We start from the raw sequence: 22,866 nt of genomic DNA, 5'->3' as shown, positions 1-22,866 counted from the left end.
TCCGACCCGCTGCGCAAGGGACTCGGCAACGGCTACAACGCGCTGATGAAGACCCTGCGGGAACGGCTCGACAAGGCGGGCGCGGACCGCGGTCGGTATCTGCAACTCACCTCCGCGGCTTCCTCCTCGGGCTATCTGGTACGCGGCCAGGAGAACCAACCCGCGCTCCAGTACCAGGACTTCATCAACGTGATGTCCTACGACCTGCACGGCTCGTGGAACTCCTACGTCGGCCCGCAGGCCCCGCTCTACGACGACGGCCGGGATGCGGAGTTGACGGCCGCCGGGATCTACGACGACAAGAATCCGGATACGAAGGACTACCAGAAGAACGGCTACTTCAACGTCGACTGGGCCTATCACTATTATCGGGGCGCCCTCCAACCCGGCCGGATCAACCTCGGCTTGCCGTACTACACGCGCGGCTGGAAGGACGTACAGGGCGGCACGGACGGGCTCTGGGGCACCTCCAGGATGACCGACCAGGGCGCCTGCGCACCGGGCACCGGCAACAACGGCGGGCGCAGCGACTGCGGTTCGGGAGCCATCGGGATCGACAACCTGTGGCACGACACCGACCGGGGCCGCGAGGTGGCGGCCGGCTCCAACCCGCTGTGGCACGCGAAGAACCTGGAGAACGGCATCCAGCCGCGCTACATGGGTCGTTATGGGCTCACCCCCGACCGCGACGCGGACGACCGGATGACCGGCACGTACGCCCGCAAGTGGGACGACACGCTCAAGGCCACGTGGTTGTGGAACGCCGACAAGAAGGTGTTCCTGTCCACCGAGGACGAACAGTCCATCGACACCAAGCTCCGCTATGTCAAGGACAACGGCATCGGCGGGGTGATGTTGTGGGAGATGGCCGGCGACTATGCCAAGCGGGACAACGGCGAATACGGCATGGGCTACGACCTGACCAGCCGGATCGACGGGGCGCTGCGCGGGGCATCGGCGTACGGTGACACGCGCGCGGGGCGGAACCTGCCCACGGAGAGCCTGAAGGTGCGGACGCAACTGGTCGACTATCCCACCGACGTCGGGCAGATGTGGCCGATGCAGCCGAAGTTGCGCATCAGCAACGACTCGGCGACCACGCTGGCCCAGGGCACCGAGATCGCGTTCGACATCCCCACCTCCACCCCGCCGTTGCTCAAGGACGACAACTACAAGGAGATGCCGATCGTCACACCCGGGCGCACCGGACCCAATCGCGGCGGGCTCGGCGCCGACTTCCATCGGGTCACCATCAAGCTGGACAAGTGCCAGGACATCCCACCGGGCAAGGCACTGGACATCCCGCTCAAGTACTACCTGCCGATCACCGGCCCGGCCAACGTCACGATCAAGGTCGGCGGCAAGGAGTTCGGCGTCTCGACCGAGAACCGCCGGGGTGTCACCACGGTCGAACCGCCCGCACCCGGCGGCGGCACCTGCTCGGCCGGCGAATGGAAGTCCGGCACCGCGTACAGCCCGACCGGCGGGCGGCTGTGGACCGGCTGGGACAAGGGGGCCAAGGGCTGGCAGTTCGAGTACCAGGGCATGCTGATCGACCACTACCCGGACCAGAACCGGGTGCACCTGATCGAGCCGATCGAGAGCAACACCAACCAGTACTGGCGGGTTTCCGGCGTGGCCGGCGGCTGGTACACGATCGGCAACGGCGGTCGATGCCTGACCGCCGTCGCGCCGGGCAAGGATCTGTCCACCACCGGATGTGACGGCTCGGATCGGCAGAAGTGGCGATTCGTCCCGGTCGACCCGGCCAGTGGCGCGGAAGGCACACCCGGCGGGCCGGTGCACGGCAAGGCGGTCAAGCTGCGCTCGGCGACCGGGTTCGACGCCGAGGCGGCCGGCGGCAGCGCGGCTCGCGGGACGCATGTGTTGGCCGGCGACCCGGCCGGGTCGTCGGCGGCGTATGTGGCCTGGAAGGGCTACTACTGGTACGCCCAGTGGTACACCACCGTCGAACCGGGTCTGCCGGAGTCCAACGGTGGGCGGCCGTGGCGCCGACTCGGGCAGACGCCATGAGTGCCCGATCGTGAGCAGTAGCTGACGGGTTCGCCCATCGGGCCCGGGTCGCAGTGATGGCGACCCGGGCCCTTCGTCGTTCGTACCCGACAACTTTCGTTGATCGCATCGACGTACAACGGCGCCTGCGGGCGCCCATCGGCCCGGCGCAGGGTGAGGGTATGCGATTCGACCACCGGCGACGGACGTTGCCCGGCCCCGCGCGGACCCCCGAGACCGGAGCACGCCGATGACGTTCACCCTCACCATGCGCGCGCTGCGCGCGCAGCACACCCGCCTCCTGCTGACCGTGGTGTCGATCATGTGCGGCGTCGCGTTCGTCACCGGCACGCTGATCTTCACCGACACGATCGACCGCCAGGCGGGCGCGGTGGCCGGGCGCAGCGGTCGTGGGGTTGCCGTCGACGTGCGCGCCGCGTCGCTCGGCGGGCGCGGCGCCGGTGGGGCGGGTGCCCCGGTGCCGGCCGAGGTGCTGGAGACCGTCCGCGCCGTGGACGGGGTCCGCGACCCCTACGGCGTGGTCACCGGCTACGCCGCCGTGCTCGGCCGCGCCGGCCGGGCGATCAGTGGACAGGGGCCGCAGAGCCGGGGCGCCGCCGCGCAGTCCGGGATCAACTGGATCCCCGGCGGCGACCACGACCTGACCGCCGGTCGGGCACCGCGCGGCGCCGACGAGGTCGCGGTGGACGCGGACACCGCGCACCGGGCGCGGGTCCGGCTCGGCGACACCGTGACCGTGCAACTCAAGGGCGCGGCCCAGCCGATGCGGCTGGTCGGCCTGATCGCCGCCGCCGACCTCCAAGGCGCGACGCTGACCGCCTTCGACACGCCCACCGCACAGCGCCTGCTGCTCGGCCCGGGGCTGTTCACCGAGATCCGGGCGGGCGCGGCCGGCGCGGTGGACGAGCGCACGTTGCGCGACCGGGTTGCCCGGGTGCTGCCGGCGGACCTGCGCGCGGACACCGGGACCGCGTTGCGCGCCCGTACCGCGAGCGACCTGGCGAGTGCGTTGGAGCCGATTCGGCTGTCCCTGCTCGTGTTCGCCGCGATCTCGGTCCTGGTCGGTGCCTTCATCATCGTCAACACGTTTGCGATGCTGGTCGCCCGGCGCACGCGCGAACTCGCCCTGCTGCGGGTCCTGGGCGCGGGTCCACGACAACTTGCCCGACTGATCCGGGCCGAGGCCGGCGCGGTCGGCGCGATCGCCTCGGTCCTGGGGATCGGGGCGGGCGTCGGCCTGGCCGCCGGGTTGCGCGTGGTCTTCGACGCGGGCCCGGCCGGGGGCCTCGCGGTGAGCGCGCCGACGGTCGCCACCGGGTTTGCCGTCGGGATCGGGGTCACCCTCGTCGCCGCGCACGGACCCGCCCGGCGGGCCGCCCGGATCGCGCCGATCGCGGCCCTGCGCGAGGACGAGCCGCCCGCCGGCCGGCGTTCGACCCGGCGCCGTGCCGGCATCGGCGGCGGGATCGTCGGGCTCGGCGCGGCGCTGGCCGGCGTCGGTTCGGTCGCGCCCGGTGGGGTGAGCGGCGTACTGCTGCCGGTGGCCGGGGCGTTCGTCGCGTTCGTGGGGGTCGTGGTGCTCACCCCGATCCTGGCCCGCCCGGTGATCGGCGGGCTCGGCGCGGTACTGCCCCGCCTGTTCGGCATGTCCGGGCGACTCGCCCGGGAGAACGCGCTGCGCAATCCGCGGCGGACCGCCGCCACCGCCGCCGCGCTGATGATCGGCCTTGCCCTGGTCGCCGCGGTCAACGTGCTCGGCGCTTCGATGAGCGCCTCCGTACATCGCACCATGGACCGCGAGTTCACCGAGGACTACCTGGTTCGGCCCCGGCAGTCGGCGGGTTTCGACCCGGCGGCCGTCGCACTGCTCGGCGCCGCACCCGGCGTCCACGATGCCACCGCCACCTACCAGGGCAGCGCGAATGTGGGCGGCACCGACGTCCAGTACACCGCGGGCGGGATGCCGGCGACCGTGGCGGGCATCGCCGACCGGATGATCTCGGGCACCGCCACACTCGGCGCCGACGGCGTACTGGTCGACGAGGATCTGGCGAACTCGAAGGGGTGGCATACCGGCAGCGTGGTCCAGGCGCGGTTCCCCGACGGCGCCCGACAGACCCTGCGGATCGTCGGGGTCTATCCGGTCGGCATGAGCGGATCGATGATCCTGCCCGAGGCGATCCACCGCGCACATACCCGGGTACTCGCGGTCAACGCCGCGCTGGTCACCGTCGCCCACCCCGGTCCCGCCGCCCGGGCGGCACTGGAGCAGGCTCTGCGGGCCTATCCGGACCTGGGCATCTGGGATCGCACCCAATACATCGCCGAACGTACGCGTGGCATCGACCGGTTGGTCCGCCAGTTCACCCTGCTGCTCGCGCTGTCCATCGTGGTCGCCGCGGTCGGGGTGATCAACACCGTGGCGCTGTCCGTGCTCGAACGCACCCGGGAGATCGGGCTGTTGCGCGCGGTCGGCGCGCATCGCCGGCAGATTCGCCGGATGATTCGCCTCGAGGCGATCCTGATCACCACGTTCGGGGCGGCCCTGGGACTGGCCCTGGGCACGGGGTTGGGCGTGGCGGTGCAACACGCCTTCGCGAGCCAGGGATTCGACGTGTTGCGCGTCCCGGCGGTGCCGCTCGCGTTGTGTGCGGCCCTGGCGGTGCTGATCGGGGTCGGCGCGGCGGTGTGGCCGGCTCGGCGGGCGGCGCGGTTGCCGGTGCTCGCTGCCGTCGCGGCGGCGTGAGCGGGATACGGTGAGCCGCATGCGGATGCCCCGACCTCGCTCGGCCGGACCGGGCCTGGATATCGCGCTCGCCGTGGTGGTGGCGGTGTTCGGGGCCCCGATGTACTTCGGCTCCGGCCTGGTCGAGTCGCCGCGTACCGGAGGTTCCGGGTGGACGGAAGGGGTGTTCGTCGGCGTCCAGATCGGGTGTGGGCTGGCCCTGGTACTCCGTCGCCGGGCACCCTACCCGGTGACCCTGGGCTGCGCGGCGGCCACCGTGGTCGCGTTGCCGCTGGCCCTGCCGTTCGCGTGCTACGCGCTCACCGTGTACGAGCGGCGACCCACGGCCTGGCGGTGGATCCCGATCGTGGTCCCGGTGGCGGCCGGCAGCGGGGCCGCGGGGTGGCGGATGTCCGGGCACGACCCGGGCCTCACGGCGGGCGCGACCGTGGCCCTGCTCGGCTCGGCGGTGCTCGCCCCCGCGCTGCTCGGCCTCTACCTGGGCTCGCGCAGGCGGCTGATCCAGGCGCTGGCCGAACGCGCCGAGCGGGCCGAGGCCGACCAGGAACTGCGCGCCGAACAGGCCCGGTCGGCCGAGCGCAGCCGGTTGGCGGGCGAGATGCACGACGTGGTCACCCACCGGGTCAGCCTGATGGTGCTCCAGGCCAACTCGCTGCGCACCCGGCTGGCCGACCCGGAACTGCGCGACGCCGCCCAGGAGATGGTCGAGGTGGGGCGTGGCACGCTGCGCGAGTTGCGCGAACTCGTCGGTATCCTGCGCTCGGAGCAGCACCTGGGCACCGCCGCGCAGACCGCGAAGCCGGCGATCCTGGACGTGTCCGAGCTGATCGCCCAGTCCGCCGCCGCCGGTGTGTCGATCGAACTGGTCACCGAGGGCGAGCCGGTCGCGGCGGAGCCGGCGGTGGCGCGCACCGGGTTCCGGGTGGTCCAGGAGGCCCTCACCAATACGCACAAGCACGCGCCGGGGGGTCGGGTTCGGGTCGAACTCCGTTACGACCCGGGGCTGGTCCACGTCTGCGTGCGCAATACGGCGGGTGATCCGGTCGCGCCCGCGGACTCGGCGGGCACCGGCCTGATCGGCCTGCGCGAGCGGGTCGACCTGGTCGGCGGGACGCTTCGGGCGGGGCCGTGCCCGGACGGGGGTTTCGAGTTGGCCGCCGAACTGCCGCTGGGGGCCGCGGGATCGGCGGGATCGTCGCTGGGGCGTCCGGTGCCTTCAGGGTCGGTGGGCTCCGCGAGATCTGTCGCACCTGTGGACTCTGCCGGATCTGCGGACTCTGCGGACTCCTTCGGATCTGCGGACTCTGCGGGATCTGCGGGATCTGTGGACTCTGTGGGATCCGCCGGATCTGCTGACTCTGTGCGGTCTCCGGGCTCCGCAGGATCCGTCGGTAAGGACGCCCGGTGATCCGCGTCCTGGTCGTCGACGACGATCGGCTCGTCTGTGCCCATCTGCGGATCATCGTCGATGCCGCCGCCGACGTCGAGGTGGTCGGCGTCGCGCACGACGGCGCCGAGGCGGTCGAGTCGGTGATCCGGCTCGCGCCGCACGTGGTGCTGATGGACCTGCACATGCCCGGCGTCGACGGCCTGACCGCGATCGACCGGATCGGGCGACTCCCGGACCCGCCCCGGGTGATCGCGCTGACCACGTTCGATCTGGACGCCTATGTGGTCCGGGTGCTGGCCGGCGGTGCGGCCGGATTCCTGCTCAAGGACACCCCGCCGGAGGACCTGCTCGGCCTGATCCGCGTCGCCGCCGACGGCCACACCGTGCTCTCGCCCGGACCGGCATCCCGGCTGGCCGCCGACTCGGCCCGGCGCCGCGCCGACCGGCAGCGCGCGCTGGCCCGGATCTCGATCCTGTCGCCCGGGGAGACGGAGATCCTGGCGGGCATCGGCGCGGGCCGGTCCAACGCGGAGATCGCCGCACTGCTGAACTTCAGCGAGGCCACCGTGAAGACCTACGTCTCGCGGATGCTCACCAAACTCGACTGCGCCAACCGCACCCAGGCCGCGCGGCTGGCCTACGACGCGGAACTGGGCGGCTCCTGACCGCGATCGGGTCGGCCGGCCGTGACCCGCTCCCGGATCAGGTCGGCGAAGCGGAGCACGGCGCAGGTGTTGCCGGCGAGGAAGAGGTGGGGTTCGACCAGTTCCAGTTCCATCAGTACCGGGGATCCCGCGTCGTCCAGGGCCACGTCGACCCGGGCGTAGAGCAGTTCCCGGGCCTTTGGGGCGGCGGCCAATGCGGCGTCGGCCAGGGCGAGTTCGGCCCGGGAGGGGTGGTGCGGGGCCAGGTTCGGGTGGGGCGACCGCTCGTTGTCGACCACCCCGACCTCGGTGAGCACCGGGCCCTTGCGGATCGCGTGGCTGAACGTTCCGCCGAGGAAGACCAAGGCCCGTTCGCCCTCGTCGATCCGGGACAGGTACGGCTGGACCAGTACGGTCGCGCCGGCCGCGTGCAGTGCGGCGATGTGCCGTAGCGCCGCGTCGTGTTGGTGCGCCGCGTAGCGGGCGCTGTCCCGGGCGCCGGCCGAGACGGCGGGCTTGACCACAAAATGGCCGCGCTCGGGCAGGACCGGCGCCTCGCCGGGGGCGACGAACCGGGTCGGCACCACCGGGACGCCGCGCTCGGCGAGTTCGCCCAGATAGCGCTTGTCGGTGTTCCACCGCACCAGCCCGGCCGGATTGTCGAGCCGGGTCACCGCCGCCACGGCGTCCACCCACGCCAGGTATTCGTCGAGCCGCTCCGGATAGCCCCACGTGGACCGGATCACCACGGCCGCGCACGCCGCCCAGTCGTAGTCGACCCGATCCCAGGCCACCGCCTCGGCCTCGATCCCACGCGCCCGCAGCGCCGCCACCAACGGCGACAGATCCGGGTCCAGTTCGAGCCCGATGGACGACGTGGCCACCGCCACCCGAATCGCGACCGACATTCTTGACCCCCGAAAGACACCGAAGACATGACCGACCCGCGACACCGGCGAGGCGCCGCGGCCGGGATCACCCTACGACGGGGCCGGAGGCGTACCGCCGACCGGGACGCGCCTGCCCCGGCCCGTTCGGGCCGGGGCCGGGTCGGCTACGTCCGGAGGGGTTCGCGGTGGGCCGGTCGGCCGGCCAGGGCCTCGCCCTCCATGTCGACGCGGGGGATGTGCCGTTCCCAGGACTTGGGGAACCACCACGCGAGCCGGCCGAGCAGGGCCATCACGGCCGGGACCAGGGCCATCCGGATCACGAACGCGTCGATCGTGACGCCGACCGCGAGGGCGAAGCCGATCGGCTGCACGATCGGGTCGTGGGCGAAGGCGAAGCTTCCGAAGACCGAGATCATGATCAGCGCGGCGGCCGTCACCACCCGCGCGCCGCCCGCGAATCCGGCGATCACGGCGTCGGATGCCGAGGCGCCGTGCGTACGTTCCTCCTTCATCCGGGAGACCAGGAACAGTTCGTAGTCCATCGCCAGGCCGAACAGCACGCCGATCAGCAGGATCGGCAGGAAGCTGACCACCGGTCCCACCTGCGGCACCGGGATCACGTCGGTGAACCACCCCCACTGGTACACCGCGACCACCACCCCGCAGGTGGCCGCCGTACTGAACAGGAACCCCAGTACGGCCTTGAGCGGTACCAGCAGCGAGCGGAAGGCCAGCGTCAGCAGGAGCAGCGAGATGCCGACGATGACCAGGAGGAAGGCGGGCAGCGCGGCGCCGAGCTTCGCGGATACGTCGATGTTGCCCGCCGTGCTGCCGGTGACGGTGAGTTCGGTGCCGGTCCGACGCAGGTCGGCGCGTTGGTCGCGGATCCTGGTGACCAGGTCCTGGGTCGTCTTGGCATCCGGCCCGGCGGTGGGGATCACCGTGATTGCGGCCAGGCGTCCGCTCGCGTCGAAGGACGGCGGCAGCACGTCGGCCACGCCGGGCAGGGCGGCCAGTCGCCGGGCCGCGTGCTCCACCGCCGGGCCCGGGTCGGTACCGGCGCGCACCTCCACGACGGCCACCAGCGGTCCGTTGTAGCCCGCCCCGAAGCCGTCGCTGACCAGGTCGTAGGCATTGCGCGCGGAACTGCCCTGCGGATAGGAGCCGGCGCTCGGCAGGCCCAGGCGCAGATCCTTGGCGGGGATCGCCAACACCCCGATCCCGACCAGGCAGGCGACCAGGACCAGGATCGGGCGGCGGACGACCAGACGTACCCAGCGCTCGCCCGCGCCGGGCCCGCGCCGGGCGTCCCGCAGGCCCGGGACCCGCAGCCGCTCGATGGAGCGCCCCGCGTACCCGAGCAACGCGGGGAGCAGGGTGATCGCGACGAGCATCGCGACGATCACCGCGCCGGCGGCGGCCAGACCCATCACGGTCAGGAACGGGACCCCGGCCACGGCCAGTCCGGCCAGGGCGACCACCACCGTGGAGCCGGCGAACAACACCGCGCTGCCGGCGGTGCCGTTGGCCCGGGCGGCGGCCTCCTCCGGAGCCATCCCCTCGGCCAGGTTCTGCCGATGCCGGGAGACGATGAACAGCGCGTAGTCGATGCCCACCGCCATGCCGATCATCAACGCGAGCACCGGGGCCGTGGAGATCACCTCGAAGGGACCGGTCAGCACCAGCAGTCCGGCCATCCCGACGCCGACCCCCACCAGGGCGGTCACGATCGGCAGGCCGGCCGCGACCACGGACCCGAAGGTGATCAGCAGGACCAGTACGGCGACCGCGACGCCGATCGCCTCACCGCCCTCGACCTCGACCGTGGGGGTGTACGCGTCGCCGCCCAACTCGACCCGCAGGCCCGCCGGTCGCGCGGCGTTCGCGGCGTCGCGGACCGTGTCGCGCGGCCCGTCGGCGAGGTCCTTGAGCTTGTCGTCGAAGACCACCCGGGCGAGGGCGATCCGCCCGTCCGGCGAGACCGCGTTCGCGGCGAACGGTTCGACGACCGAGGCGACGCCGCGGGTTGCCGCGATGGCGCCGGTGGCGGCGTCGATCGCCCGCCGTTGGTCGGGCGCGGTGACGGATTTCCCGGGATCGGCCGCGAACACCACCTGCGCAGAGGCGTTCGCGTAGTCCGGCAGGCTTTTCGAGATCCGGTCCAGGGTGCGCTGGGCCTCCGTCCCGGGCACCCGGAACTCGTCGCCGGTCTTCCCGGAGAACGCCGCGGCCAGACCGCCGAGCGCGAGCAATACGGCCAGCCAGATGGCCAGTACGGCCGCTCGGCGCCGGTAGCAGAACCGGGCCAGCCGGTAGAGGTGAGTGGCCATCAGGGTGCCTCCAAGTACGGAGATGGGCCCGCGGATCGGCGCGACGGCATGGTGCCGGCTGCGCGGATTCACCATACGCACGACTTGGTCAGCTGACAAAGTCGAGAGATCAAGTTGCCTGGTCGAGCATTTCGAACGAGTGGTCTCCGCCGGTCGTCGATCCGGCTCGGCGTGGTCGGCGGGGTCGGCGCGAGCACTCGCTACCCTTCACGCATGGCTCACGTCCCCGCCGCCGAACGGCGTCCGCAACTCGTCCAGGCCGCGATCACCTTGATGGCGCGCGAGGGGGCCGATGCCGGCAGCACCCGGGCGATCGCCGCCGAACTGGGCGTCGCGCAGGCCACGGTGCACTACACCTTCGGTACCAAGCGCGACCTCTACCGCGCGGTGATCGAACAGTTGACCGCCGAACTGGTCGAGCAGGTGCGCGCGGCGATCCCGGTGGATCGCGACTTCGAGGAATCGGTACGGCGGATGGCCGAGGCGCTGGTCCAGGGGCTGCGCGCGCAACCGGGGCGCTATCTGCTGCTCACCGAGCTGACCACGCACTCACTGCGGCAGCCGGATCTGCGCGAGGTGCTCGCGGCGCATCAGCGGGTGTTGGAGGAGACCGCCGCGGAACTCCTCGCGGAGGTGGCCGCGCGTGCCGAACGGCCGTTGGCGGTATCGGCGCTGCCGCTCGCCCGGTTCTTCCTGGCTTGCTTCGACGGCCTCTCGCAACGGCATCTGATCATGGACGACGAGGCGATCGCGGCGGACATGGACCGGCTGATCGAGGCCACGCTCGCACTGGCCGGACCGGGCTGAGCGGGACCGGGGTGAGCCGGGCGCCGGCGCGGGCGGGCCGAGCGGGGCGCGGCGGCGCGGGCCGAGTCGGGTAACTGCCGGGTCGGGATGGGTCGGGCGTGGGCGGTCCCTTGGGCGGGCCGCGCGGGGTGCGGTTGCCGGCCGGGGCGGGCATGACGGGCCGGGCCGGGTGCGGTTGGGGCGGGATGGGCGGAGACCGCCGGTCCGCCGCAGTCCACGGGTTCGTGGGCGTGCGGTCGGGCCGGCGGTCGTTCCGCGAAACCGGGCGGACCCGGGGTGGTTCAGGCCGCGGGACCGGTGAACAGACCGCGTCCGGTCTTGACCGCGCGTCCGGCCTTGACCAGACCCTCGGTCGAGGTACGCACGCTCTCCATCCGGCTCTTGGTGGCGGTCTCGCCCAGAGCCTCGGTGAGTTGGCGGACGTTCATCGGTTCGCCGGTACCGGCCAACAGCGCGGCGATCTCGTCGCGCAGGTGGGAACGGACCGGACGAGCGGCGGCCGGTGCCGGGGCGGCCTCGGTCGCCGTGACGACGGTGGACGCCTTCGTGCCGGCGGCCTTGGTGGTACCGGACTTGGTGGTACCGGCCTTGGTGCTGCTCGCCTTGGCGGTGGCCGGCTTGCCGGCGGGGCCCGCCTTGGCGCGTGCGGCCTTCTTCTTCGTGGCGGGCTTGGCCGGCGCGGCCTTGCGCGCGGAATCGGCTTGTATCCGCGGCTGTTCCGTGACCGCAGCGACCGCCGCGACCGCCTTGCGGCTCCGGCGCGGTGCCGGAACGGTCGCCACCGGGGTCTCCGGGGCGGCCGGTTCGGCGATCTCGGCGATGGCCGGTTCGGCCGAGGCGGTCGCCTCGGACTCGACGGCCGGCGCGGCCGGAGCCGCTTCCGCCGGGGCTTCGGGCTCCGCCGACGAGGCGGGCTCCGAGGTGAGCGGACGAATCAGCGCGAGGTGCTCCACCGCGCTCAGGCGGGCGGCCAACTGCCGTTCCACATCAGCCAGTTCGCCTTGCAGCCGGTCCCGTCGCCCGGCCAGTTCGGCAGCCTCCTGTTCCAATGAAACTCTCAATTCCTGCACCGATGATGCGACCATCCGGCGACTCCTTTTCGTGCCTCGAGGATCAGGGAAGAGTAACCGCGATCCGGTGGACCGGAGCGCGCGGTTCCCCTTTGGCGGGCGGGGTCGTCCCACCCGCGCTGTGTCCATGATCGCCCGTCCGACGCATGACTTGCACCAAAACACGTTTCCGCGTGCGGAATTGACCTGGGAACGCTACGCCGGCGCGGGGAACGCACGCGGCGCGGGGGCAGGTTCGGGGGGCGAATCGGCGTTCGGTCGGGGTGGGTTGGATCGGTGTTCCGGGCGGGCGGCGTGGGCCTGTTCGCGGTAGCGCGGACGAGGCCGGTGGACGAGGTGTGGCGGCGGCTGGCCGTCGCGATGGATCGGTTCGGTCCGGCGTGGGGAGTACGGACATCCGGCTCGTGCGCAGGCCCGGCGGGTGCTCGAGCGTGCCTCGGCGGGGACTCGGGCCGCGGGCGTGGATGCGCCGGTCGATCCGGTTCGGTCCGCGCGGTGGATCCGGGCGGAGTGTGCCCCGACGGGTGTGGGGTCGGTCCCGGTCGCCTGTCTGGGTGTATGGGGCCGGCCGATCCCATGGTCCGGCCGGCCTCGGTCATCCGGTGCGGCACCGGCGGCAGTTGTGGCGGGGGCGCCGGCAGTCGAGTTGCCCCCCGACGGTACGCCGTCGCGCGGTCGGTGGCGGCCCCGGGCGGGGGCACTCAGGATGATGGCACGGGGGCGTCGTTCTTCTCTGGAGGTCTCGTCATGCCCGTCGTCACCAAGCCCTACCTTCCCGGTACGCCCTGTTGGGTCGACCTGATGGTCCCCGATCAGCAGGCGGCCCTCGACTTCTATCGCGACCTGTTCGGCTGGCAGGGCGAGGTCGGGCCACCGGAGACGGGCGGTTACGCGGTCTGCTCGCTCAACGGCAAGCCCGTCGCGGGCATCATGAAGGCGATGTCCCAGGACGGGGGACCGACGCCGCCGACCGCGTGGACCACCTATCTCGCCGCCGCCGACGCCGACGCCACCGAGGCGGCGGTCACCAAGGCGGGCGGCACGGTGCTGGCGCCGGTGATGGATGTGATGACGCTCGGTCGGATGTTCATCGCCGCCGATCCCACCGGTGCGGTGTTCGGGGTGTGGCAGGCCCGGGACTTCTTCGGCGCGCAGGTGGTCAACGAGCCGGGGGCGGTGATCTGGAGCGAACTCAACACGAGTGACACCGGCGCCGCGTCGACGTTCGGCGCCGCCGCTCTCGGTCTGTCGGCCGCGCCGATGGAGGGCACCGACGGCAAGTACTACTCGCTCAGCGCGGGTGGGCGGGTGATCGGCGGTATGCAGGGGCTCGACCAACTGCCGCCCGGGACGCCCTCGCACTGGCTGACCTACTTCTCCGTGGACGACACGGACAGCACGGTCGACGCACTGGTCCGGGCCGGCGGCAATGTGCTCATGCCGCCGTTCGACATGATGGCCGGTCGGATGGCCGTGGTCACCGACCCGCAGGGCGGTGCCTTCGCGGTGATCAACGCGACCGCGCCCGCACCCTCCTGACCTCGCCGTACTCCTGCCGAACGCCCGGCGTCCCCACGTGGACGCCGGGCGTTTCGTATGGCCCGCCGGGCGGGCCGAAAGGGCGCGGGTGGGGGTGGCGGAATGCGCCGATGGGCCCGCCCGACAACTTTCGTGGGCGGGGCGGTCGACTTTCGTAAGAGGAAAGGCAACCTTCGCGGGTCCCGCGCCGATCCACCGAGCGGCATCGTGGGTCGGGCTCGGACGTGTTCGCGCTCCCGAACATGTCCGCTCGTGGTGGTCACCGTCGAGGGAGGGGTGCATGAGGTGACGTCCCCGGCACCGCCGGGGGCACTGCGGCCGCCGTCCGGCGCCGCGTCCGGTGCGGCGGCACCTGATGCGGAGCCGGACGGTATGCGCCCGCACGGGTGATCCCCGGCGCGCGTCGCTCGCCGGCACCGACGCACCGGCCCGGCCGTACCCGACGCTGGGCGCATGTCTCACCACCTCAGCGGACCCGACCTGCGGTCCCCCATGGACGATGCCCGACTGGACCTCACCGACCTGTTCGCCTTCACCGTGCCGGGCGAGCGCACCGTGCTGATCATGAACGCCTACCCGATCGCCAAGGCCGGCGCCGCCTTCCATCCGGACGCGGTCTATCGGATCGACGTGGACACCGACGGCGACCATCGTGCCGACGTGGCGTTCAGCATGGTCTTCTCGGCGCCGCGCGACGGACGGCAGACCGTCACCGTGTATCGGGCCACCGGCGCCCAGGCGCGTGCGCACGAGGCGGCGGGCGAGCCGATCGTCACGGACGCGCCGGTGGGCACGGGCGCCGAGCCGATCGTGGTCGAGGCCGGGCCGTACCGGTTCGCCGCCGGGCTGCGCAGTGACCCGTTCTTCGCCGATCTGGACGGCATCGTCAAGGACTTCCAGTGGACCGGCGTGGACTGGGGCGCGGACAAGAACATCCTCGGCATGGTCCTGGAGATGCCGAACGCCGAACTGTCCGCCCATCCGGTGATCGGCGTCTGGGCCCGGGTGAGCCTGCGTCGGGACGGCGAACTCAGGTCCGTCGACCGGGGCGCGCATCCGTCGTTGACCGCATACTTCAACGCCGAGGACGCCAAGGAGGCGTACAACGCGGGCGAGCCGGCGCAGGACTGGGACACCTACCGCGAGCCCTGGACCGCGGCGCTGGAACACTTCGGCAATTACGACACGGCCGCCGCCGAGGGGGCGTTGCGCACGATCCTGCCGGACGTACTGCGCTTCGACCGGGACCGGCCGGCGGGCTACCCCAACGGCCGCACGCTCACCGACGATGTCACCTCGGCCCGGCTGACCATGTTGTCCAACGGCAGGATCACCAGCGACCACATCGGGCCGCACACCGACCTGCTGGCCGGGTTTCCGTATCTGGGCGCCCCGCACGCCGGCTGACGCTACGCCATTCGGGTGATTCCCCGAGGTTGGTTCGGGGCCGGGCACGGGCGCTGAGCAGGTCGGGCGCACGGTGTGGATCCGGGCTGCTACACAAGGGTCGCCCCCGGGCCCTGTACGCGGGCGCGGACCGGTAGTTCACTGCCCGGACAACCACCAATCGGGGGTCCCGGCAGGGGACTTCCGTACCTCGGGCGCGGGCGTTCGCGCGGGCCGAACGGTCGGCTGCGGTGCGTACGCCCCGGGCCCCGGGAGGAGCGGAGCAGTGATCGGATGATGACCGAAGTCGTGCTCTTGACCGGACCCGGCGACCACGGCCGGCCGTGCCGGGTCCCGCGTACCGCCGAGGGGGCCGAACCCGATCGGATCACCGCCGACCGCGCGGGTCGGCGGGCGAACTTCGAGCGCACCGGCGAGATCGCCACGGTGGACGGCCGCGAACTGTCGATCTATCGCTGGACGTATGATCTCGTGATCGCCGAATAGGGGCGCACGGACGGCGGGTTCGGGTCGACCGGCGTGACGGCCCGACGGACATTGCCGATGTTCGGCAACCTGGGGTCGTGATCATGCCGAGAACGTGGCTGCCGGCCGACCGACCGCACCTGTGAATCCGGCTTCCGTGAGGGGGCCGGTTCGGCTGTCGCCGAACCGGCCCCCTCATCGTTGACTGCTTCTCAACGATAGTTGATCAAGGAGTCGTTGTTCCCGCGTGGTGGCTGATCGATCGTTGAGGCACACCAAGTGCGTTCCCGCTTCACCTGTGCCAAGGAGCACCACCATGCGCATCATTCGTTCCACCGTCGTCGTCTCGGCGGTTGTCGCGCTCGCCGTCGGCGGGTTGGCCGGCTGCAACGACGACTCGGAGAAGTCCAACGCGAGCAAGGACGCCAAGGCGTTGGCCGGCGATGCTCTGGATTTGTTGCGCAAGGCCGACGACGTCCGGGTAATCGGTGGCGGCGACAACGAGGGCAAGAAGCAGGATGTGGACCTCTGTCTGCGCGGCGCCGACAGTCAGGGCACGATGAAGATCGACGGTTCGGCGGTCGACGTCATCGAGATCGGCCCGGTGATGTACATGAAGGGCAATGCCGCGTTCTGGATCAAGACCATGCCGCCGGCTCCCAATGCGAATGCGATGGGGAAGTTGATCGAGGGCAAGTATGTGAAGATCAGCTACGACGACGACCCGGAGAGCGGACCCGGCAGCACTCTGGGCAGCCTTTTCGAGGGCTCCCCGGACGGTGTCAGCAAGGGCGAGGTCGTCACGATCGACGGCAAGAAGCTGATTCCGCTGAGCAAGACCAACAAGAGCGGGAATCTGGTGACCGTGCATGTTCCGGAGCGGGGTCGGCCATTCCCGACGCTGGTCAAGGTGACGGGGAAGACCAACCTGACGATGAAGTTCTCCCGGTCCGGGAAGAAGTGCACGCCTGCCGTGCCGCCCGCAGACCAGGTGATCGACCCGGCGACGCTGGATGGCGAGACGCCCGCCGCGCCGGCTGCGCCGACCCCGGCCTGAGTCGGGTCGCCGCGCCGGCGGGCCGTGTGGCGGGGTCAGTCGCGGAACAGCAGGACGATGCCGGCCGTGAGCGCGCCGATCGCGATGGCGGCGATGCCGTAGGCGATGCGGTGGGTGCGCAGGAACGGCAGGAAGCGGTCGGCGGCCAGGCGGCCCGGGCCGGTCAGGGCGAGGGTGGCGGCGGCCGCGGTGAGCAGGAGTTCGTACTCGACGCCGTCGGGGGCGAAGAAGCCGCCGTCCCATTTGACCGCGATGGCGTTGATCATGGTGCCGATGATCCCCGCGGCGGCCAACGGGGTGCACAGGCCGAGCACCAGGGCCAGGCCGCCGAAGGTCTCGGTGAGCCCGGCCACCGTCGCCATCGCCTTGCCGGAGGGGTAGCCGCTCGCGGTGAAGAACTGCCCGGTGCCGTCCAGGCCGCCGCCGTCGAACCAGCCGAACAACTTCTGCGTGCCGTGTCCGGCCATGGTCAGGCCGACCACGATGCGCAGCAGCACCAGTCCGAGGTCGGTTCCGTGCGGCGCCGGGCCGGGCGCGAGCGGTTGGTCGGGGGTGCGCCGGGTCGTCTCGGCGGGGGAGTACATGCGGGTGTCTCCTGTCGATGCGATGCGATGCGATGCGATGCGATGCGGGGGCGGTGGGTGTCAAGATCATGAGTTCAAATTTGAACTCGGTCTTCGACGCTACCGTCCGATTCGGGCTTCGACAAGCTCAGTAGGCTTGGGCGCATGACCGAACCGCGTTGGCTGGACGATCTGGAGATGGCCGCGTGGTCGGGCTTCGTCGAGGCCGGACACCGGGTGGATCGGGCGCTGGAGCGTCAGCTCAAGGACGAGGCGGGCCTGTCGCATCCGCAGTACGAGATCCTGGTGCACCTGTCCGCCGTACCCGAAGGCGAGCTGCGGATGGCCGAGTTGGCCGAGCGGCTGATCACCTCGAAGAGTGGGATCACCTACCAGGTCGCCCAACTGGAGAAGCTCGGCCTGGTCCGCCGGCGGGCGTGCCCCGACCAGCCGCGCGGCGTCTTCGCGGTGCTCACCGACGAGGGCGCCGAGCGGTTGCGGGCGGCGGCGCCGGCGCATGTGGCTCGGGTGCGGGAGGTGCTGATCGACGTGTTGGATCGCGAGCAGCTTGCGGTGCTGGCCGAGGCACTGGGTACGGTCGGCCGGCGGCTGCGCGCGCACGACCGCGACTGAGCGGCGGCCCGTCCCGGTTTGGTACCGCCCGGAACGAGGCCGCGCCCCGCTCCGGCGAGGGCCGGAAGCGGGGCGCGACTCGGGGTCGGGGGCGTGGTCAGGAGATGGAGATGTCGTCCAGGAAGAACGTGGTCGCCGCCGACTGGTCCTCGGTGCCCTTGAACTGCAGGGTGATGGTCCGGCCCGCGTAGGCGCTCAGGTCGACCGTCTTCTGCACGTAGGCGCCGGTGGCGTCGGCGTTGGAGTAGGTGGCCAGCGTGGTGCCGTCGACCTGGACGGCGAGGGTGTCGTAGGCCGTGTTGCCGACCTCCTCGGTGGTGATCTTCACCCACAGGCGCAGCTTCGCGCCCGCCGGGACGGTCACGTTGGACTGGCTCAGGGTTTCGGTGTTCGCGGTGCCGTAACCCATCATCCAGGCGTACCAGCTGCCACTGTGCGCAGTTGCCTGGGTGCTGTTGGTGATGTCGTTGGCGCTCTGCGTCCAGTTGGCGGTGCCCTGTTCGAAGCCGCCGTTCTTGAGCGAGCTACCCGGACCGGTGCCGCCCACGGTGAGTGTGTAGGTGGTCGAGTGGGCGACCGAACCGGTCCCGGTGATGGTGATCGGGTAGGTACCGGGCGTGGTGTTGGCCGCGACCGTGATGGTGGCGGTCGAGGACGCCCCGGACTGCACGGAGCCCGGGTTGAAGGTCACGCCGACGCCGGTGGGGGCGCCGCCCGAGGTCAGCGACACCGTCTGCGCCGCGCCGCTCGTGGTCGCGGTGTTCACCGTCGTGGTGGTGCTGCCACCGGGCTGGACGGTACCCGAGCCGGGCGCGACCGAGACGGAGAAGTCGTTGGTGGGCGTGGTGCCGCCGACCGCGATCTTCCAGATGGTGTACGCGACGCCGTTGGCGCTGCGGGAGAGCACGGTGGGGTTGATGTTGGTGGTCGTGTCACACGACTGGTGGTAGCAGGAGTCGTAGGACTGGTTGGCGTTGCCGCCCCACTTGGCCGCCTGGGTCGAGGACTTGGTGGCGTCGGCGCCGGCCGCGTAGCCGGACGTCGGGATGCCGCCCTGCTGGAACGAGTAGTCGTCGGAGCGCCCTTGGCCCTCGACGTTCTCCTCGGGCTGCAGGTTCAGCGTGTCCCAGTACGCCTTCATCGGCGCGGCGGCGGGGGAGGTGATGTTGTTGATGAAGTAGCCCGCGTTGGGCGAGGCCACCATGTCGAAGTTGTAGTAGCTCTTGATCGCCGCGCGCTGCGTCGAGCCGAGCTGGCCGACGTAGAACTGGGAGCCCTCCAGGCCCTGTTCCTCACCCGTCCACCAGCCGAACCGGACGTGCTTGGTCAGCGTCGGGTTGGCCTTGGCCAGCGCGAGGGCGTTCTCCAGGATGGTCGCGGAGCCGGAGCCGTTGTCGTTGATGCCGGGGCCGGCCTGGACGCTGTCCAGGTGGGCACCGAACATCACGACCGAGTCGGTCGGGCCGCCGGGCCAGTCGGCGATCAGGTTGTTGGACTGGTAGCTGCACGAGGTGCAGGTCTGCTCCGCGACGGTGAAGCCCGCCGCCTGGAGCTTGCCCTTGATGTACGCCACCGACGCGCTGTGCCCCGCGCTGCCCGCGCGGCGGTTGCCGCCGTTCTGGTTGGCGATCGAGTTGAGCTGGGCCAGGTGTGCCTGGACGTTGGCCACGTCGATGTTCGGCGGGTCACCGCCCGGGTTGCCCGGACCGGTCACGGTCAGCGTGTACTGCGCGGTGTGCGTGGCACCGGAGCCGGTGCCGGTGACGGTCACCGAGTAGGTGCCCGCCGCGGCCGTGGAACTCGCCGACAGGGTCAGCGCGGCGCTGCCCCCGGACTGCACGGTCGCCGGGTTGAACTGCGCGGTGACGCCCGCGGGCAGATTGCCGGCGGACAGGGTGACCGACTGCGCGACACCGGTGGTCACGGCCGTGCTCACCGTGGTCGTGGTGGCGGCGCCCGGGGTCAGCGTGCCGGCGGTCGGGTTGAGCGCGATCGAGAAGTCGTTCTGTCCCGGACCGGCGGTGCAGGTCGGGTCACCGGACTGGGCACCGACGCTGATCGCGTCCCACGCGGCCTTGGTCTTGTTGAACAGACCGCAGGTCGAGTCGAGGGACTTGGCCGCGCTCAGCGTGGCGGTGCGGTAGCGCTTGTAGGTCATCCCGCTGGTCTTGAGCAGCATGCCGCCGTAGAACACCTTGCCGGCCTGCTGGATGCCGACGCCGGTGAGCGAACTGCTGTTGCAGGTCGGGCTGGTCGGCTTGCCGCCGCCGGGGTTGGTGCCCTCGGCGAGCAGGTAGAACCAGTGGTTGAGCGGCCCGGCCGCCGCGTGCTCCTCGGTGCTCGGGATGGAGGAGCTATAGCAGTCCGGGTCGCCGTTGGTGGACGGCTTGTACATGTAGCGGATCGGGCCGTTGCCGACCAGGTTGACCGTCTCGCCGACGGTGTAGTCGGGGGTGTCGTACGGCGCCGGCTCGTTGGTGTACGCCTCGGTCAGCGCACCCATGATGTCGCCGGTGCCCTCGCCCAGACCCGCCTCGCCGCTCGTGCTGCCCGGGGTGAACTGGTCGATGCCGTGCCCGAATTCGTGGCCGACCACGTCCATCGAACCGATCCACTGGTTCGCCTGGTTGTGGCCGATGGACACGGACGAGCCGTCCCAGTAGGCGTTGACGTCGTTCAGGCCGACCTTGACCGGCCAGCTGCCGCCGTTGCCGTCGTGGCCGTTGCGGCCGAGCCAGTCGCGCAGCATGTTCCACTCGTGCTGGGCCGCCCACATCACGTCGACGCAGCCGGTCTCCTTGCCGGCCGCCTGGCCGTTGCCCCACGAGTCGGTGGACTTGGTGAAGACCTGGCCGGTGTCGTAGTCCGAACAGGTCAGGCCGGGCCGGGTGGGGTCGCTCAACTGGTAGGAACCCGCCGAGCCGCCGGTCTGGATGGCCAGCGGATTGGGGCCGTTCCACTGGCTGTTGCCGGTGCCGGCCTTGACGTCGTCGACGGTGTCGAGCACCGTGCCGGTGCTCGCGTCGACGAAGACGTGCATCCGGCTGGGCGCCTTCGCGGTACGGCCGACCAGCACCGTTTCCCAGGCCAGGTTGCTGTGCCCGTCCCTGACCCGGACGACCAGGCGGTGCGACTCGACCCGGTCCACTGCGGCCAGCCTGGTCCTGGACGTCGCCTCGGCGGCGCCGGCCGCGACGGTGGGTTGGATCTGTACATCGATCCGGGCATCGGTGGCGGCCTGGGTGGCCCGGACCCGGCCGTGGCCGTCGGCGAGGACGACCGCGTCGCCGCCGACCACGGGCAGGCCGCGGTAGGTGCGCTGATAGGCGACCGAGTACAGGTCGTTGACCCAGGGGGTCACCGCCTGCCGTTCATAACGTTCGTCGGGGCCCTTGGCCAGCGAGTCCATGCCGCTGCCGACGGCGCGGTCGGCGGCGGCCACGGCCTGTGCCTGTGAGCCGGTGGCGGACGGCGGGTCGGCCGAGGCCGGTTGGGACGCCACCCCTACCATGAGACCGGTGAGCATGGCCAGGACGGTCCCGGCCGTGGTCATTCTTCGATTCATCGAGGCTCCTCGAGTGGAAGGCAGACCTCGACCACGAATCCGGCATGGACCGGAGGCGCCTCGTGAGCGCCGCGGCCGACCGTGCCCGCCGGGTTCGTGCCCGAGCGAGCGAAACACTCACACGGTCCCGGGGCGGCGCGAAGGGGTGCGGCGCGGGCCGGCAAATACTGGCGAAATCCCGGCAGTCCAGGCGTAGTTCGCCCGCCGATGGCCTGCCGCGCCCGCCGCGCGGGGCGAATGGGCGGGCGAACGGGCGGGCGCGGCACCGGACTTCGGTCCGGGGCAGACCGGCTCGCCGGCGACGGCCGGGACCGAGACCGCGTACCACGCGGCGGTTGGCTGCGCACGGGCGATGTCGGCACGCTGCGTACCGACGGCAACGTGGTCGTGCCCGGCCGGATGTCCGGCGTACTCGGGGCCCTCGCGGCGATCGCGCCGGCCGACGTCGTCCGGGTGACACCGGCTCGGCGCGCACTCGGCGAGCCGCAGGCGCCCGGCGCGGCGGGGGCGAATGCCGGATGAGCCGCCGATTCGCCCGCCGGCTACGGGTGTTGGTCCTGATCGGCACCGCCGCCGGGCTGCCGGTCGACCACCCGGCCGCCGAGTAGTGGCCCGGTGTCGACGGTCGACCCGACACTGGTCAGGTTCGGAGGTGACCCAGTGGTCGGTGGGTGGGTCGATGGGCGCGCCTACGCTGTGGGGCATGGTTTCTCCCCCGCTGCGGTGCGCGAGTCCGGTCATCCGGTATGCCCGGCGCGGTCTGCCGACCCGGGCGCCGCGGGTGGGTGTACCGGGCTTCGTGCCCGAGTCGCGGCCTGCCCAGGCGAACCGCGAGGTGCGCGCGGGCCGCCGAGGTGTGGATCCGGAGATCGCGGCGTCGGTGCCGGTCCTGGACTGCCTGCTGACCGAACGCGAGTCGGACGTTTTGTGGCCGGCCCGGGAGGGGTTGAGTGTGCGCGAGACAGCGGGTCGGGCGCATCCGGCGGGTGGGACGGTGCGCGACTACCTGTCCTCGGCGATGACCGAGGTGGGCGAGCCGAGCCGGGGCCGGCCGGCACGCCGCGGCGCGCTACGCGGTGGAACGTGGTCGGTGGTAGGCGGGTGACGGGGGTCGGGATGGGGAGCGGGTCCGACGCGGCGGGTGGCTTCGAGCCGGCGACGGGTGCGGAAGCCGTACCCGTGTGGGGTACGGCCGAGCAGCGCGCAGCGGCGGTGCGCGACGCGTTCGACGCGCTGTTGCGGATTCGGGCGCTGGTGAGTCCCTCCGTCGCGGCGCCGGCGGAGTGGGAGTTGGTCCGGATGGTGCGATCGGTCGCTCTGTCGTTGGAGGCCGCCGGGATGCCGCCCTCGGCGGTCGACGCGCGCGGCGAGCGGGCCGCCACCGGATATCTGGTCAGCGCGACGGAGCAGCCGCGGGTGGTGCGGGTCGAGTGGGTGGGGCCCCGGGGCAGCGGGGCGAGTCACGCGGCGGCGGGGGCGCTCGGCGATTGTGCGCGGGTGCTGGGCGGGCTCGGTTGGGTGGTGTTGGAGTACCGGGGCAAGGGCGGCCGTCGCCACCTCGAGGTCGAGGCCCCGGCGACGGTGCGGCGGTGAACTCCGGCCCCGGCCCCGGCGGCGGCCCGGTTCGCTCGGCCCGGCTCCTCCCGGCCTGGCGGGGGCTTCCGCTGGGGGCTTGAAGACACGCCCCGGCGAAGGCGAGGCGGCGCTCCGGACCGGGGCAATCTCG

18 protein-coding genes are annotated in these 22,866 nt (G+C 71.8%); 13 read left to right on the top strand and 5 right to left on the bottom strand.

All coding sequences use genetic code 11. The features are described from left to right. The 4 genes from ABIA38_RS13050 to ABIA38_RS13035 all read left to right on the top strand — a co-directional run. A partial coding sequence (locus ABIA38_RS13050) for a chitinase C-terminal domain-containing protein (protein WP_424638726.1) occupies positions 1-2,034 on the top strand: 2,034 nt, incomplete at its 5' end. Between the two features lie 229 nt (positions 2,035-2,263). Then, positions 2,264-4,780, top strand: a complete 2,517-nt coding sequence (locus ABIA38_RS13045) for an ABC transporter permease (RefSeq protein WP_424638725.1) — start codon at positions 2,264-2,266, stop codon at positions 4,778-4,780. A 19-nt stretch (positions 4,781-4,799) separates the two neighbouring features. Then, complete coding sequence (locus ABIA38_RS13040) at positions 4,800-6,188, top strand: sensor histidine kinase (protein ID WP_424638724.1); 1,389 nt, start codon at positions 4,800-4,802, stop codon at positions 6,186-6,188. Continuing rightward, positions 6,185-6,835, top strand: a complete 651-nt coding sequence (locus ABIA38_RS13035; RefSeq protein ID WP_424638723.1) for a response regulator — start codon at positions 6,185-6,187, stop codon at positions 6,833-6,835. The genes ABIA38_RS13040 and ABIA38_RS13035 overlap by 4 nt, the downstream gene beginning before the upstream one ends. Here ABIA38_RS13035 and ABIA38_RS13030 read toward each other — a convergent pair. Both ABIA38_RS13030 and ABIA38_RS13025 read right to left on the bottom strand, forming a co-directional pair. Next, positions 6,808-7,722 (bottom strand): ATP-grasp domain-containing protein, encoded by a 915-nt coding sequence (locus ABIA38_RS13030; protein ID WP_424638722.1) that lies wholly within the window; start codon positions 7,720-7,722, stop codon positions 6,808-6,810. The genes ABIA38_RS13035 and ABIA38_RS13030 overlap by 28 nt on opposite strands. Positions 7,723-7,868: 146 nt before the next feature. After that, a complete protein-coding gene (locus ABIA38_RS13025) occupies positions 7,869-10,034 on the bottom strand; it encodes an MMPL family transporter (RefSeq protein WP_424638721.1) in 2,166 nt (721 codons plus the stop codon). Between the two features lie 213 nt (positions 10,035-10,247). Here ABIA38_RS13025 and ABIA38_RS13020 point away from each other — a divergent pair, with 213 nt between their 5' ends. Next, positions 10,248-10,841, top strand: coding sequence for a TetR/AcrR family transcriptional regulator (locus tag ABIA38_RS13020; RefSeq protein WP_424638720.1), 594 nt, complete (start codon positions 10,248-10,250; stop codon positions 10,839-10,841). A 281-nt stretch (positions 10,842-11,122) separates the two neighbouring features. On the opposite strand, the gene ABIA38_RS13015 is transcribed toward ABIA38_RS13020, so the two are convergent. Continuing rightward, complete coding sequence (locus ABIA38_RS13015) at positions 11,123-11,890, bottom strand: hypothetical protein (RefSeq protein WP_424638719.1); 768 nt, start codon at positions 11,888-11,890, stop codon at positions 11,123-11,125. Positions 11,891-12,658: 768 nt separating this feature from the next. On the opposite strand from ABIA38_RS13015, the gene ABIA38_RS13010 reads away from it, so the two are divergent. The 4 genes from ABIA38_RS13010 to ABIA38_RS12995 all read left to right on the top strand — a co-directional run bounded on the left by ABIA38_RS13010 (position 12,659) and on the right by ABIA38_RS12995 (position 16,379). Then, positions 12,659-13,450, top strand: a complete 792-nt coding sequence (locus ABIA38_RS13010; RefSeq protein WP_424638718.1) for a VOC family protein — start codon at positions 12,659-12,661, stop codon at positions 13,448-13,450. Positions 13,451-13,903: 453 nt separating this feature from the next. After that, positions 13,904-14,857, top strand: coding sequence for a DUF4331 family protein (locus tag ABIA38_RS13005; protein ID WP_424638717.1), 954 nt, complete (start codon positions 13,904-13,906; stop codon positions 14,855-14,857). Between the two features lie 273 nt (positions 14,858-15,130). Further along, entirely contained in the window at positions 15,131-15,343 is a 213-nt protein-coding gene (locus ABIA38_RS13000) for a DUF5988 family protein (RefSeq protein WP_424638716.1), read from the top strand. Positions 15,344-15,638: 295 nt separating this feature from the next. Continuing rightward, positions 15,639-16,379: a hypothetical protein gene (locus ABIA38_RS12995; RefSeq protein WP_424638715.1), complete on the top strand. Its 741-nt coding sequence runs from the start codon at positions 15,639-15,641 to the stop codon at positions 16,377-16,379. 35 nt (positions 16,380-16,414) lie between these two features. Here ABIA38_RS12995 and ABIA38_RS12990 read toward each other — a convergent pair whose 3' ends face one another. Continuing rightward, on the bottom strand, positions 16,415-16,963 hold the full coding sequence (locus ABIA38_RS12990) for a DoxX family protein (protein ID WP_424638714.1): 549 nt from the start codon (positions 16,961-16,963) through the stop codon (positions 16,415-16,417). Between the two features lie 144 nt (positions 16,964-17,107). Here ABIA38_RS12990 and ABIA38_RS12985 point away from each other — a divergent pair, with 144 nt between their 5' ends. Further along, positions 17,108-17,575: a MarR family winged helix-turn-helix transcriptional regulator gene (locus tag ABIA38_RS12985; RefSeq protein WP_424638713.1), complete on the top strand. Its 468-nt coding sequence runs from the start codon at positions 17,108-17,110 to the stop codon at positions 17,573-17,575. A 97-nt stretch (positions 17,576-17,672) separates the two neighbouring features. Here the strand turns inward: ABIA38_RS12985 and ABIA38_RS12980 are convergent, their stop codons facing one another. After that, positions 17,673-21,140, bottom strand: a complete 3,468-nt coding sequence (locus ABIA38_RS12980) for a M28 family peptidase (protein WP_424638712.1) — start codon at positions 21,138-21,140, stop codon at positions 17,673-17,675. Between the two features lie 237 nt (positions 21,141-21,377). Between ABIA38_RS12980 and ABIA38_RS12975 the strand changes: the two genes are divergently transcribed. The 3 genes from ABIA38_RS12975 (at position 21,378) to ABIA38_RS12965 (ending at position 22,733) form a co-directional block, all read left to right on the top strand. Further along, positions 21,378-21,662, top strand: a complete 285-nt coding sequence (locus tag ABIA38_RS12975) for a hypothetical protein (RefSeq protein ID WP_424638711.1) — start codon at positions 21,378-21,380, stop codon at positions 21,660-21,662. Positions 21,663-21,843: 181 nt separating this feature from the next. Further along, a complete protein-coding gene (locus ABIA38_RS12970) occupies positions 21,844-22,245 on the top strand; it encodes a hypothetical protein (RefSeq protein ID WP_424638710.1) in 402 nt (133 codons plus the stop codon). An 11-nt stretch (positions 22,246-22,256) separates the two neighbouring features. After that, positions 22,257-22,733 (top strand): hypothetical protein, encoded by a 477-nt coding sequence (locus ABIA38_RS12965; protein WP_424638709.1) that lies wholly within the window; start codon positions 22,257-22,259, stop codon positions 22,731-22,733. Positions 22,734-22,866 lie beyond the last annotated feature (133 nt).

It is taken from the genome of Embleya sp. AB8, from assembly GCF_049739465.1.
Taxonomy (GTDB): domain Bacteria; phylum Actinomycetota; class Actinomycetes; order Streptomycetales; family Streptomycetaceae; genus Embleya.
The sequence above is the reverse complement of the archived record's forward strand: the minus strand, read 5'-3'. Positions and strand labels throughout refer to the sequence as shown.